This window comes from Betaproteobacteria bacterium (genome assembly GCA_016713305.1).
Taxonomy (GTDB): Bacteria; Pseudomonadota; Gammaproteobacteria; order Burkholderiales.
In genome coordinates this window covers 111,090-124,509 of sequence record JADJPK010000004.1, presented here as the reverse complement: position 1 = coordinate 124,509, position 13,420 = coordinate 111,090, and the positions used below count along the sequence as shown (strand labels likewise).

Genomic DNA, 13,420 nt, shown 5'->3' with positions numbered 1-13,420 from the left:
GGACAGACGGCGCCCCGGTACCGAGATGCGGGGTACGCAAGTCCGGTTTGCGCCCCCGAACGGATCGCGTCCTTCACTTGCGTCGATCAGGCAGACCACCATGCGCTACGCCACCATCGTTCATCAGGGCCGCGAACAGGCCGCCGTGCTGCTTCCGAAGGGCGCCGTCCTCGTCTCCGACATCAATGCATCGCTCGGGCGAGCCTGGCCTGCGGACCTCTTCGAACTGATCGTCAACGGCCTGCCTCCCGCGCTGGCCGAGGATGCGGCGGCATGTGGAGCCTACCGCGATCCGTCGGCCCTGGCGTACGGGCCGCTCTACCGGCATCCCCGGAAGATCTGGGGCATCGGGCTCAATTACCGCGATCACGCGGCGGATCTCAACGCAGTCTATCCGGACGAACCCGCGTCGTTCATCAAGGGTGACCAGACGATCATCGGGCCGGGTGACACGATCGAGTTGCCGCCGGAGTCACAGCGGGTCACGGCCGAAGCGGAGATCGGGGTCATCATCGGAAGGACTTGCCGCCGTGTGAGCGAGGCGGACGTCGGCCAGTATGTGGCGGGCTACTGCCTCATCCTCGACATGACCGCCGAGGACATCCTCCAGAAGAATCCGCGCTACCTGACTCGCTCGAAGAACTTCGACACCTTCTTTTCCTTCGGTCCGGAGCTCGTCACGCCCGACGAAGTCCCGGACGTGCTTTCCGTGGAAGTGGGAACGTTCAACAACGGCAAGCTGCATCGCAAGAACGTGGTGGCCAACATGCAGTTCCCGCCGGCCTACCTCGTTTCGTTCCACTCGCACGTGATGACTCTGCATCCGGGCGACATCATCTCGACCGGGACGCCGGGCGCGGTGGTCATCGAGGATGGCGACGTCGCGGAGTGCCGGATCGCCGGATTCAGGACCCTCTCGAACCCTGTGCGACGCCGTTAGCCGGACCGGCCAAGTGTCGCTCCGTAACGACGCGGGCGATGCGCGCCGCAATCAACCGGCGGAAAACCAAGGAAAAAAAGACGTCGCCAAACTCAGACGCTATCCCCATGCGCACCGGGGAACGCGCCCGAAACGTCCGCGCGGTCCCTAGAGTGATCCGTTGACGACCAGCTGGTAGCCGTAGAAGAGCCCCAGGCCGATGCCCACGTACAGCAACAGGTCGCCGCGTGAGCTCTTCGCATCCACGCCATCGAACCAGCGCTTGATCATGTAGCCGCCGATGAGCAGGCCGAGGAGGCCCATCAGAATGGAACCGGCGCCTCCGTCGAGCGCTCCCCCGACGTAACGTCCGAGCCAGCCTCCGGGCTTGAAGGCGTTGTAGATGAGGCCGCCGATTCCGAGTACGAGCAGCACGACGACGCTGCCGTTGATGATGATCGTCTGGGCGTCGCCGAGGAGTCCCCCGCGGTCAGGACGCCCTTGCGGGTTGTTTTGTCTCGGCTTCATGGTGAGGCGGCCCCTGCGGGATTCACGCGCAAGAATAAAAAACCGCCCGGCCTGTGCCCAGGCGCGGGCGGGGGAAGTCCCACTTTACAGACAAGCCACACCCGGTCGGGGGGACTCGGATGCTGCCGGTTCATCCATATCAAGCGATGTGCCAGCTCGAAAGAGCGTCATGCAATCAACAATTTGGCGGTGTGCCTTCCGGCCTGCCGGCGCACTTGGCTGCAACGGCAGCGGTTTGCGTCGCAAGACGCCGACTGCCTGTGCCGATCCGCCGGCCCGCAGGAGTCTGGTGCTGGTAAGCGCGTGTCCGATCAGGGCGCTTCGCACTTGATGAAGTTGCACACCGGATCGCATGCCGGGGAGCGGCCGCACTCGAAAGTGGCCAGGTTGGCTCTGCCGTCCGTCCCGGTGCCGCACTGCTCGGCGGCCGCCATCACCTTGGCGTGTGGCCGCCATTCGCACTGGTGGCACATCCCCGCCCCGTAGATGTCCAGGCGGTCGCTCCGGGAAAGGGACTTGGGGAGATCGGAGGCATCGTCCGAACTCTCGGCGCGGGCGAAGCCGCTCTGCAACAAACCGAGAACGAGGAACGTACCGAGGATTGCGCGCTTCATGGTGTTTCTCTCCGACAAACTTGCCCAGCTTGAAGCTATCCCGGCAATGGTACCCGCGCCTTGACCGCCGTCAACGTTTCCGGGTTTTCATCCAGTAGCCGCCGCCCAGGACGCCGCCCAGGATTACCACATAGATGGCGTATCGCATCCAGGGCTGTTCCCCCAGGAACCGCTCGACCGCCGGCTCGTGGCAGATCATCGACGCGGCCGTCCAGGCCAGCACACCCGCGCCGACGTAGATGATGACGGGGGAAACGTTCGACCCATTTCAGAATGAGCGTGCTGCCCCAGATCATGATGGGAATGCTGATGCCCAGGCCGAGGATCACCAGCAGATAGCTGCCCTTGGCCGCACCGGCCACGCCCAGAACGTTGTCCAGTCCCATCACGGCATCCGCGATGACGATGGTGCGCAGGGCATCCCAGAACGTCGCGGGCTTGCCCCTGGATCCGTGGACTTCGTGTCCTCCGTCATCGCTTTCCGCTGCAAGCAGCTTGTAGGCGATCCAGATCAGAAGCGCGCCTCCCACCAGCCGCAGAAACGGAAGCTGCAGGAGCCACACGACGATCACGGTCATGAGAATCCGCACGACGATGGCGCCGAGGGTTCCCCACACGATGGCCTTCTTCTGCAGGTCCTTGGGCAATGTGCGGGCGGCCAGCGCGATCACGATCGCGTTGTCGCCGGCCAGCACGAGGTCGATGATGACGATCGCGCCGAGCGCGTAGAGAAAGTTCAGGGACAGGATTTCCATGCGATGAAGTCGTGCTGCCCGGGGGGCCGGGCCGCGAATCGGAACAGCGTTTTAGCTGATCACCCTTTGAGACGGTTGATACGGATGACCTCGGGAATCCGCCGCAGGCCGCGCATGATGAGCGCAAGATGCGGCCGATGCTTGACCTGCAGGGTGAAGTGCACGTTGGCGTACGCGCTCGAGTCGCCGGGTTCCAGGCTGACATTGTCGATGTTCGCATTCGACTCGGCGATCTCCGCCGCCAGCTTTGCCAGCACGCCACGCTGGTTCGAGACCACGAGCTTGATGTTCACGGCGAACAACCGGTCGATGTCCAGCGACCACTCCACGTCGAGCCACTTGTCCGGGTCGCCGCGCGTCTTGCGCGCCACCGGGCAGTCGTGGGTGTGCACCACCAGTCCATGGCCTTTCTTGATGTATCCGATGATCGGATCGCCTGGAATCGGGTGGCAGCACTTCGCGAGCTGCAGCGCCATGCCCTCCGACCCGCGAATCACGATGGACCCTGGCAGGCGCGATGATTCGCCATCCGGCTGGTCGCCCAGCTGCAGCAGCCTTCGGGCGACAACGAAAGCCAGCAGCTTTCCCAGGCCGATGTCGGCGAGGATCTCATGCTTGGAGGGCGCGTTGCGATCCTTGATGAGCTTGGCCCAGTCCGCTTCCGGCACCTGGTCCGGCTTGGTCTGCAGGGCGGCCAGCGCCTGGTTGAGCAGCCGCTCGCCCAGTTGCACCGATTCCTCGTACTGCATGGTCTTGAGGAAGTGGCGGATGTGCGAACGTGCCTTGCCCGTGACCACATAGTTGAGCCACGCCGGATTCGGCTTGGCGTGCGATGCCGTGATGATCTCCACGCGGTCGCCATTGCGAAGCACCGTGCGCAGCGGGACCAGCTCGTTGTTGATCTTGGCCGAAATGCAGCGGTTGCCGATGTCGGTATGCACCGCGTACGCAAAATCCACGCAAGTGGCGCCGTGCGGGAGCGCGAGAATCTTGCCCTTGGGGGTGAAGACGTAGACCTCGTCGGGGAACAGGTCGACCTTGAGGTGTTCGAGAAACTCGATCGACGAGCCGCTCTGGGTCTGCATTTCCAGGAGGCTCTGCAGCCACTGATGGGTCTTCTTCTGCAGCTCGTTCAGTTCGTGTTCGTTGGCCTTGTAGAGCCAGTGCGACGCGACGCCTGCTTCAGCGAGCTTGTGCATCTCCTGTGTGCGGATCTGCACTTCGATCGGCATGCCGAAGGGGCCGAACAGCGTGGTGTGCAGCGACTGGTAGGCGTTGGCCTTCGGAATGGCGATGTAGTCCTTGAACCGCCCCGGGATGGGCTTGTAGAGACTGTGAAGCGCGCCCAGGGTCAAGTAGCACGCGGGATCGTCGTCCACGATCACTCGAAAGCCGAAGATGTCGGATACCTGCGAGAACGTGAGGTGCTTCTCGTGCATCTTGCAGTAGATGCTGTAGAGATTCTTCTCGCGGCCGGTCACCGTGGCGTGGATGCCGGACTGCTCCAGCTTGGCGCGGATGGCTTCCAGGATGCGGTTGACGACCTCCCGCCGGTGACCCCGCGCCGCCAGCAGCGCTTTTTGCAGCACGCGGTAGCGGTTGGGGAACAGATGCTTGAACGAGAGTTCCTGCAGTTCCTGATACAGCGCATTGAGCCCGAGCCGGTTGGCGATCGGCGCGTAGATGTCCAGCGTCTCCCGGGCGATGCGCGCGCGCTTCTTGGGATTCATCACGTCGAGCGTGCGCATGTTGTGCAGCCGGTCGGCGAGCTTGATCAGGATGACCCGGACGTCGCGGGTCATGGCCAGCACCATCTTGCGGAAGTTCTCCGCCTGCGCGTGTTCCTGACTCTCGAACTCGATGCGATCCAGCTTCGACACGCCGTCCACGAGATCCGCGACCATCTTGCCGAACTTGTCGGCGATCTCGGCCTTCGTGACGGCCGTGTCTTCCATCACATCGTGGAGCAGGGCCGCAGTGAGGGCCTGCGAATCCAGATGCCATTGCGTGAGGATCTGCGCGACTGCGACGGGATGGGAGACGTAGGGCTCTCCCGACATGCGGAACTGGCCCTGATGCGCTTCCGCGCTGAAGCGGAAGGCCGATTCGAGCTGGGAGACGTCTTCCTGCTTCAGATAGCCGGCGGCCTGATCGAGCAGGACCTGGGCTTCCGACATGTCACCCATGAAGACCTCCGCAGGACTGCCGAGAGCCCCTGGCAGGGTATCGGCGGCGCATCGTCCTGGGCGGGATCATGGGGCGCGAGGTGATGTCACGAGGGGCGCGAGCCGACGGGACGGGCCGCGCCCCGAGGTGTTCAATGCTTGGTTCGACGGAGGATTTCGGGACCGATCAGGCCGCTTGCGATCTCGCGCAGGGCGATGACCGTGACCTTGTCCTTGTTCGCTTCGACCTGGGGCGTGGCGCCGTTGGCGAGTTCGCGCGCACGGTAGGTGGCGGCGAGTGTCAGTTCGAAACGGTTGGCGATGCTGTGCAGTGCGTCTTCAACGGTGATGCGGGCCATGGCGATTTCTCACTTCATGCGGTTGATCAGATCGTGATGCCGGACCAGTTGCGTGGTCAGCCTCAGACGCTCGGCCCGGACGACAGCGATGAGATCGCGGGCAGCTTCTTCGAAGTCATTGTTAAGTATAACGTAATCGAAGTCCGTTACGTGCCGGATCTCGGCCTTCGCAGCGTCCAGCCGCCGCTCGATCACCTCCGGAGTGTCGGTGGCTCGCTTGGCCAGTCGCTGGGCGAGAGTTTCGAGCGACGGAGGCAGGATGAAGATACCTACGGCTTCAGGCATCAGCTTCTTGATCTGCACTGCGCCCTGCCAGTCGATTTCCAGCAGGATGTCGGCGCCATCCTTCATCTGGGCTTCCACCCAGGCCCGGCCCGTTCCGTAGAGGTTGCCGTGCACCTCCGCGCTTTCCAGCAGTTCTCCGCTCTCCTGCATCGAGCGGAACGAATCCACCGAGACGAAGTGATAGTGCTTGCCGTGGGTTTCTCCTGCACGGGGCGCGCGGGTGGTGAAGGATACGGACAGATGCACGCTCGTATCGGCGTGCAGCAGCGCCCGCACGAGACTGGTCTTGCCGGCGCCGGAGGGCGCGCTGACGATGAAGAGCTTTCCTGGCATGTGTGGTCGGACTTGAGGGCGAGCGGTCCTGACTGCAAGCCGGACCGCGGGTTCCGGGCTCGCGGCAAAGCGGCCGACGGCCTTTCGGCCTGCCGCGACACCGCGTGTCGCATGCCCCGACTGTAACCGGAACCGGTGACGTCTAGAAGAGCGAAGCCGGTGAACGGCTCACCGGCTTCGAAAGGTGCCTTCTGCGGAGGAGGCTCGATTGACCCGCGCGCTCCTCAGCAGAGCGGAACGCCTGGCCAGAGATACTCGACGGGGTCGCGGTCGCCGTCGTCGGGCTCCGGAATCCGGGCTGCCTCTCGATGGGACCTCAAGCTCAAGGACGAACTGCGCTCGCCGGGGACGTGCTCGCGGCGGTGGTTTCTGATGGCGATGTCGATCCGGTTCTTGTGCATGACAGTTCTCCCTTTCTCTGGCGGCGCGGACGGTGCGCAGGAAGAAGTGTGCTGTTGCAGGCCGGGCAATATGCCGACAGGCAGGCGTGTTTCGAAACGCGCGGCCTGCGGTAGCGTATTCGGCAACCCGGACGACGCATCCGGTCCCGGCCGCGCACAGGGTTGCTTGCGAGCGGTCTCCGATACCGGCTTCGAGGTTGAGCACGGGCTGGCCACGCGCCGAAAGTTGGCGATCGATCTCCTGAGAGTGTCGTCACTGCGTGCAGCGAGCACCAGGGTGGCGCCTCTCTCCGCCCCAACCCGGTGGCGAGCCCGATGCCGCTGGAGGAAACGGTGATGACAATGACCCGCTGGTGGATGGGATTGAACCGGACTTCCGTGTCGCGTCCCTCCTCGATGCAGGGGACTAATCCGGGAAGGGCCGAACCCGTAGCGCCGGAATGAAGCGCCTGCTGGGCGGAAGACTTACTCGATGTTCTGCACCTGCTCCCGCATCTGCTCGATCAGCACCTTCAGTTCCATTGAAGTCTGCGACACATCCACGTCCACGGACTTCGAGCCGAGGGTGTTGGCTTCGCGGTTGAGTTCCTGCACGAGGAAGTCCAGCCGCTTGCCTACGGCGCCACCCTTGCCCAGGATGCGGCGCAGTTCGCCGAGATGGGTGTGCAGCCGCGAGAGTTCCTCGTCCACGTCGATGCGGGAGGCGTACATCACGACTTCCTGGCGGATGCGCTCCTCGTCCATCGTCACACCGGCCTCGCGCATGCGCTGGGCGAAGCGCTCCTGCTGTGCGGCGACCAGTTGGGGGATTTTCGGCGCGACATCCTTGGCAAGCTGGTCCATGCGGTCGGCGCGTTCGATCAGCAATTGCTTCAGATTCTCGCCCTCGCGTCCGCGGCTGGCCGTGAATTCCGCCAGGGCCTCTGAGAGCAATCCCAGCGTGGTTTCCCGCAGTTCTTCCATGGGCAGCGTCTCGGCGCCGAACATGCCGGGCCAGCGGAGGATGTCGCTCACGGATAGCGTGGAAGCCTGGGGCAGCTTCGACTGCACTGCGCATTCAGCTCGACCAGCTTGTCGAGCAGGGGCACGTTGATCTCGAGCAGCGACGGCGCTGCGGTACCGCGGTTCAGGCTGATGCGGCACTGAGCTTGCCGCGGGAGTGCTTGGCGGCGAGCATCTCGCGCATGGCAGGTTCGAAGACTCTGAATTCCTCTGCGGCGCGGAAGGTGATGTCGAGATAGCGGTGGTTCACCGAACGCAGTTCGAGCGTCAGACTTCCCACGGGCAGGTCGCGAGTGACGGCCGCGTAACCGGTCATGCTGAAGATCATGGATTCGCTTTACAGGGGAGACGGTGGGCGCCTGAGAATTCGGCCGCCGAACGATAGCACAGGGTTGTTTTCGTCGGCCGTCATCGAGAACGCATCAGAACAGAAGATCGAAACATGAGACCAAGCGGCCGTGCCCCCCATGAACTGCGCTCCGTGCGCATCCAGCGTCACTTCACCAAGCATGCCGAAGGCTCCGTGCTCGTCGAGTTCGGAGACACCAAGGTTCTGTGCACCGCCTCTGTGGAGGAGAAGGTGCCGCCCTTCCTGAAAGGGAAGGGCGAAGGCTGGGTCACGGCCGAATACGGCATGCTGCCCCGCTCCACTCACACGCGCATGGACCGGGAAGCCGCGCGTGGCAAGCAGACCGGCCGGACCCAGGAGATCCAGCGACTCGTGGGCCGCAGCCTGCGTTCGGTGGTGGACATGGCGGCGCTGGGCGAGCGCAGCATCCAGCTCGACTGCGACGTGCTGCAGGCCGACGGCGGCACGCGGACCGCCGCCATCACGGGGGCGTTCGTGGCCCTGCACGATGCGCTCAACGTGCTGGTGGATCAGGGGCGGCTGGACCGGGTGCCCGTACGCGATTTCGTGGCCGCTGTGTCGGTGGGCATGTTCGACGGCACGCCGGTGCTGGATCTGGACTACGCCGAGGATTCCAACTGCGAGACCGACATGAATGTCGTGATGACCGGGGCCGGTCAGCTCGTCGAGGTGCAGGGGACTGCCGAAGGCGCACCCTTCTCCCGCGAGGAAATGGTCTCGATGCTCGATCTGGCCGAGGCCGGCATCGGGCAACTGGTGCGTCTGCAGCGCGCGGCACTGGGGCTGTGACGTGATCGGCCGGCTGGTGGTCGCCAGCAACAATGCGGGAAAGATCCGCGAGATCGGCGAGATTCTCGCCCCGCTTTCCATCCAGCTGGTGCCGCAGTCGACCCTGGGCGTGACGGAGGCCGACGAACCGCATTCGACCTTTGTCGAGAACGCGCTGGCCAAGGCGCGTCACGCGGCCCGCGCGACGGGTCTCCCGGCGCTGGCCGACGACTCCGGCATCTGTGTCTCCGCACTGGGCGGAGAACCTGGCGTACGTTCGGCGCGCTTCGCGGGCGAACCGAAGAGCGATCAGCGCAACAACGAGCGTCTCGTGTCGTTGCTGGCCCGCGAGACGGACCGCTCCGCCCACTACTACTGCGTGATGGTCCTGATGCGTCACGCCGACGATCCCGAACCCATCATCGCGGACGGCCGCTGGCACGGCACGATCATCGCCACGCCGCGGGGCGAGGGTGGTTTCGGTTACGACCCGTACTTCCTGCTGCCCACGCTGGGCAAGACGGCCGCGGAACTCGCCGCATCCGAGAAGCACGCCATCAGCCATCGCGGCCAGGCGCTGTCGCGGCTGTTCGATCTGCTGCACACGTCACTGAACCGGTAGGCCCGTTCGCCTCCGCACGGCAGTGTGGCGCAGTGCGAAGACCGGTTCACTGCCCGGAAAGCGCCGGCGGCCTGGCGTTGCAACTGGCCCGCCTCACCTTGATGCCGCTCTACCGGATTTGCCGAGACGCTCCGACCCGCGCGACGCCCACGCGCTCACGCCCACGGCCAATGCGAAGATGGGCAGCGTCACCCGCGGCAGCCATTCGAAGCCCTCGAGTTCGACCAGATGCCCGCCGGTTTCGGCCCCGAGCGCCTGTCCCAGGTACATCGCGGAGGAGTTGAGCGCGATGGATACCGAAGCCAGCATGGGGGCCGTGTGCAGCAGCCGCGCCTGCTGCGCGCTGTTCACCGAGAAGCAACCCAGCCCCCACAGCGCGAGTGCGGCCATCATGGCCAGTGGCCCGAAGCCCGCCACGGCCATCACCGCGTGTCCCGCGAGCATCGCAAGGAGCGCGAACGACGCGCCGCGATCGGTGCCCATCCTGGTCCATGTAGCGGACAGCGAGGATGTTCCCCACGATGCCCGTCACGCCGAACAGCGCGAGTGTCAGCGTGACGCCTTCCGCCGAAGCGCCCGTGCGCAGTTTGAGGATCGGCGCGATGTAGGCGAAGACCACGAACTGTCCCGTGGAGTGGATGGCCGTGAGGGCGATGATGGCGACCACGGCCCGGTCTCGCGCGAGTGACCACCATGCTCTGCGGTCGATGGGCGGGGTGTGGAGCTTTGCCGGCAACACGCCGGCCACCCACACCGCCACGATGGCAGCGCTGATGGCCACCAGCCATAGCGGTGACTGCCATCCGTAGTGTTCCGCCAGCCATGCGCTGAGCGGCATGCCCACCACGCCCGCGATGCCCCAGCCGAGAAACACCATGGCGACGGCGCCTCCCTGCTTTTCCGGCGGTACGAGCAGACGCGGGGCACCGGCCGCCTGGGAGGTGAACAGCCCCGCACTCAGCGCGGACACGACGCGTGTGATGAGCATCCATCCGTAACTGGTGGCCAGCGCCGACGCGAGATGGCCGACAGCAAACAGTGCCAGGGCACCCGAAAGAAGCCAGCGGCGGTCCAGGCGGCTCAACCATGCGGCGAGCAGAGGCGTGAAGACGCACACGGTGAAGGCGAAAGCGGCGATGAGCCGGCCCGCGGAATGCAGACCGATGTCGAGCCCGGACGCGAGTACCGGCAGCATGCCCTGCACCACCATCGTGCCGGTTCCGATGACGACGTTGCCCAGGCAGAGGGCGAGCAGGCGGTTGTTCATCGGTACTCCGGATTGTGAGAGAGGGGCGCGTACCCGGCGAATCCGCAGCCGACATCCGTCACGATCATTGCGGACGACTCCGGCGCCTTGCGACGGCGGCCGCGGCAACGAGCGCGGCTGCCGGAAGCCACACCCACAGCAGTTCAGATCCCAGCACCCTCAGTCCGCGCATCGAGAAGAACCCGGCGCCGATGGGCGAGACCTCGATGGGCCGCCATGGCAGAAACCAGCGGTCCGGCAGGACCGGCCACGCCAGGGCCACGCCGAGACCTCCGTTCGTGAGCATGTCGAGGAGACCGTGCGACAGCGCCACCGGAAACAGGCACAGGACGGCGACGCGCAGAGGCACGCCACCGCGAACGAGGAAGGCGGCTGCGACGGAGACCACGGCCGCGAAGGCCACGGAATGGGTGAGGCCACGATGACCTGCGGCAGCGTCGTAGGGAATGCCCAGCGCGAACGCCGCCACGTCGGCATCGGGCACTATCGAGAGCGCGAGTCCCGCGCCCAGCATCCGCCCGTGGAAGATCCGCGGTCCGGCGAGTGCCCGGAGCACCAGCGGCACCGCGGCGTGCGTGAAGATCGAAGGCATCGCCGGCTCCCGCGTGGCGGCTCAGCGGCGGGCGCGGGCCCGGCGACGCGGCGTCATCGGTCCTTGCGCTTGGCCTTACCGTTCTTCTTCCCGCCGGACTTCGCTTTCTTGGGGGCAGGGACAGGTTCGTGGGACCGCGCCGCCTTCACCTGCTCACGGAACAGGGCGCTGATCGCGTTCGCGGTCGATACCGGCGTCGATGCGGACCGAGCTTTCGGTGCCGGCTTCGCCCCGGGATCCGGCTTGGCGTGGCGAACAGGCGCTTCCTTCACCGCGGCCGGTGCCGCAGCGGCGGGCAAGGTCTTCTTGCGGTCCGGTTTTCGTTCGGCCGGCTTCGTCTTGACGGTCTTCCCGGGCGCCTTCTTCGGAGCGGGCTCGGCCGTGGACACGGCCGCCTTCTTCGGTCCCGGCTTCGACTCTGGCTTGGGGGTGGAACGAGGCGTCCCGACCGCCTTCTTTGCCGCCGCCGGCTTGGAATCGGTCCTGGATACAGATCGTGCCGTGCGTCCCTTGGCCGGAGCGGGCGCTGGTCCGTGGTGCCGGCCGGCGCGGCAGGCACGGGGTCCACGACAGGCGCGGCAGGCGGTTGGGCGGTGGCCGGCTCGGGGGCAGCCTTCGCGGCGGGCGCCGCATCGCCGCCCGCGCCATCGAGCCGGGCTTTCGCGTACGAGCCGGGTGCCGCTTCGATCACTCGCAGTGCACGATCGCCCGGTTTGCGCGCGTGGACCTTGCCGCCTCCGAACGAGGAGATCCAGCCGGCCCAGTCGTTCCACCACGAACCTTCGTGACGGTCCGCGTTCTCCAGCCAGGCCTGAGCGTCCTCCGGCATGTCCGGGCGCGTCCAGAAGCAGTACTTGTTCGCGGCCGGCGGATTGACGATGCCCGCGATGTGGCCCGATCCGCCGAGCACGAAGCGCACGGGGCCGGAAAACCGGCGCGCCCCGCTGTACGTGGACTTCCAGGGCGCGATGTGATCTTCCATCGTGGAGATGAAGTAGGTGGGCGTCGTGACCTGCGAGAGGTCCATCTGCTCGCCGCCCACCGTCAGTTCGCCCGGCTGGATCAGCAGGTTGCGGATGTACATGTTCCGCAGGTAGAAGGTGTGCATCTTCGCCGGCATGCGCGTCGCGTCCGAGTTCCAGTACAGCAGATCGAACGGGAATGGCTCTTTGCCAAGCAGGTAGTTGTTGACGACGAAGGACCAGATGAGGTCGTTGTCGCGCAGCAGATTGAAGGTGCCGGCCATTTCCTCGCCTTCGAGGAAGCCGCGCGCCTCCATGCGCTTTTCCAGACGCGTCACGGTGTCCTCGTCGACGAACACGCCCAGTTCACCCGGTTCGCGGAAGTCGATCATGGTCGTAAAGTACGTCACGCTCTTCACGCGGTCGGACTGGCCCCGCGCCTTGAGCCAGGACATGAGGCATGCCGTGAGAGTTCCGCCCAGGCAGTAGCCGATCACGTTGGCGGACGGCTCGCCGGTGGCTTCACGCATCGCATCCAGCGCGGCCAACGGGCCTTCGAACAGATAGTCGTGGAATGTCTTGTGCGCCAGGCGCTCGTCCGGATTGACCCAGGAAATCACGAACACCGTGTGACCCTGGTCGACGGCCCACTTGATGAACGAGTTGGAGGGCCGCAGGTCGAGGATGTAGTACTTGTTGATCCACGGCGGAACGATCAGCAGCGGCGTGCGGTTCGCTTCGCCCGTCGTCGGTTCGAACTGCAGCAGCTGCATGAGGTCGTTCTGGAAGACGACCTTGCCCGGCGTGGCCGCCACGTTCTCGCCCAGCTTGAACGCGGCGTAGTCGGTCATGCTGATGGCGAGCTTGCCGTGGCCGCGATCGAGGTCGCCCAGCAGGTTCTCGAGACCGTGCAGCAGATTGCGCCCTCCGGTCTCGGCGGTCACCTTCAGTACTTCGGGATTGGTGAAGGCGAAGTTGGTCGGGGCCAGCGCGTCGATGTACTGCCGTGTGAAGAATTTCACCTTGCGCGCGCTCGTCTCGTCCAGACCGCCGGTCTCCGCCACCGTGCGCTGGATGTGCTCTGCCGCGATGAGGTAGGACTGCTTGATGTAGTCGAAGACGAAATTGTTCTGCCACAGTTCGCTGCGGAAGCGGTTGTCGCCTTTCTGCGGCTGCTTCACCGGCTCGGCCTGTCCCCCTGCGCCCGGGAGAGCATGGCCGTCCAGAGCTTGAGGTAGTCCTCCCACGCGTGCATCTGCATCTGCGCGAGCTTGGAGGGGTCGGCCAGGAGCTTCGAGCCCAGCTCGGCGAATGCCTTGTCGATACCCAGATCGCCGATGTTGCGCATGAAGTCCACGTGAGGCTGGCTCTCGGCGAACTTGGCCACCACGGCCGCGGAACGCTCGGCGATGTGGGCGAGCGCGGCCTGGAGTTCCTTGGGATCGATGGGCTGCATGGGCTGGGGGTTGGCCATGGAG

Annotated in this window: 12 protein-coding genes and 2 pseudogenes; 3 read left to right on the top strand and 11 right to left on the bottom strand. The window is 65.3% G+C overall.

The annotated features are described in order from the left end of the window. The first annotated feature begins 100 nt into the window (after positions 1 to 100). The gene (locus IPK20_01160) at positions 101 to 940 is read left to right on the top strand and encodes a fumarylacetoacetate hydrolase family protein (protein ID MBK8015426.1); all 840 of its coding nucleotides are present in this window, start codon (positions 101 to 103) and stop codon (positions 938 to 940) included. 147 nt (positions 941 to 1,087) lie between these two features. Here the strand turns inward: IPK20_01160 and IPK20_01155 are convergent, their stop codons facing one another. The 8 genes and pseudogenes from IPK20_01155 to IPK20_01120 form a co-directional block, all read right to left on the bottom strand. Then, positions 1,088 to 1,447 (bottom strand): hypothetical protein, encoded by a 360-nt coding sequence (locus IPK20_01155; GenBank protein ID MBK8015425.1) that lies wholly within the window; start codon positions 1,445 to 1,447, stop codon positions 1,088 to 1,090. Between the two features lie 311 nt (positions 1,448 to 1,758). Continuing rightward, positions 1,759 to 2,061, bottom strand: coding sequence for a hypothetical protein (locus IPK20_01150; protein ID MBK8015424.1), 303 nt, complete (start codon positions 2,059 to 2,061; stop codon positions 1,759 to 1,761). A gap of 70 nt (positions 2,062 to 2,131) precedes the next feature. After that, a pseudogene (locus tag IPK20_01145) lies at positions 2,132 to 2,816 on the bottom strand (TerC family protein). Positions 2,817 to 2,875: 59 nt separating this feature from the next. Next, positions 2,876 to 4,993, bottom strand: coding sequence for a bifunctional (p)ppGpp synthetase/guanosine-3',5'-bis(diphosphate) 3'-pyrophosphohydrolase (locus IPK20_01140; GenBank protein MBK8015423.1), 2,118 nt, complete (start codon positions 4,991 to 4,993; stop codon positions 2,876 to 2,878). 140 nt (positions 4,994 to 5,133) lie between these two features. Further along, positions 5,134 to 5,340 (bottom strand): DNA-directed RNA polymerase subunit omega, encoded by a 207-nt coding sequence (locus IPK20_01135; protein MBK8015422.1) that lies wholly within the window; start codon positions 5,338 to 5,340, stop codon positions 5,134 to 5,136. Positions 5,341 to 5,349: 9 nt separating this feature from the next. Further along, positions 5,350 to 5,958 carry a guanylate kinase gene (gmk, locus tag IPK20_01130; GenBank protein MBK8015421.1) on the bottom strand — a complete coding sequence of 203 codons (609 nt, stop codon included), beginning with the start codon at positions 5,956 to 5,958 and terminating at the stop codon, positions 5,350 to 5,352. A 224-nt stretch (positions 5,959 to 6,182) separates the two neighbouring features. Continuing rightward, positions 6,183 to 6,359 (bottom strand): hypothetical protein, encoded by a 177-nt coding sequence (locus IPK20_01125; GenBank protein ID MBK8015420.1) that lies wholly within the window; start codon positions 6,357 to 6,359, stop codon positions 6,183 to 6,185. 465 nt (positions 6,360 to 6,824) lie between these two features. Next, positions 6,825 to 7,598: a YicC family protein gene (locus IPK20_01120; protein ID MBK8015419.1), complete on the bottom strand. Its 774-nt coding sequence runs from the start codon at positions 7,596 to 7,598 to the stop codon at positions 6,825 to 6,827. Positions 7,599 to 7,803: 205 nt separating this feature from the next. Here IPK20_01120 and rph point away from each other — a divergent pair, with 205 nt between their 5' ends. Both rph and rdgB read left to right on the top strand, forming a co-directional pair. After that, complete coding sequence (gene rph / locus IPK20_01115) at positions 7,804 to 8,520, top strand: ribonuclease PH (GenBank protein ID MBK8015418.1); 717 nt, start codon at positions 7,804 to 7,806, stop codon at positions 8,518 to 8,520. Between the two features lie 4 nt (positions 8,521 to 8,524). Next, positions 8,525 to 9,121 (top strand): RdgB/HAM1 family non-canonical purine NTP pyrophosphatase, encoded by a 597-nt coding sequence (gene rdgB, locus IPK20_01110; GenBank protein MBK8015417.1) that lies wholly within the window; start codon positions 8,525 to 8,527, stop codon positions 9,119 to 9,121. A 109-nt stretch (positions 9,122 to 9,230) separates the two neighbouring features. Here the strand turns inward: rdgB and IPK20_01105 are convergent, their stop codons facing one another. The 3 genes and pseudogenes from IPK20_01105 to phaC form a co-directional block, all read right to left on the bottom strand. After that, positions 9,231 to 10,388 (bottom strand): MFS transporter, encoded by a 1,158-nt coding sequence (locus IPK20_01105; GenBank protein ID MBK8015416.1) that lies wholly within the window; start codon positions 10,386 to 10,388, stop codon positions 9,231 to 9,233. Between the two features lie 64 nt (positions 10,389 to 10,452). Continuing rightward, the gene (locus IPK20_01100; GenBank protein ID MBK8015415.1) at positions 10,453 to 10,980 is read right to left on the bottom strand and encodes a metal-dependent hydrolase; all 528 of its coding nucleotides are present in this window, start codon (positions 10,978 to 10,980) and stop codon (positions 10,453 to 10,455) included. Positions 10,981 to 11,248: 268 nt separating this feature from the next. Further along, positions 11,249 to 13,416 (bottom strand): annotated as a pseudogene (phaC, locus tag IPK20_01095) (class I poly(R)-hydroxyalkanoic acid synthase). Between the last annotated feature and the right edge of the window lie 4 nt (positions 13,417 to 13,420).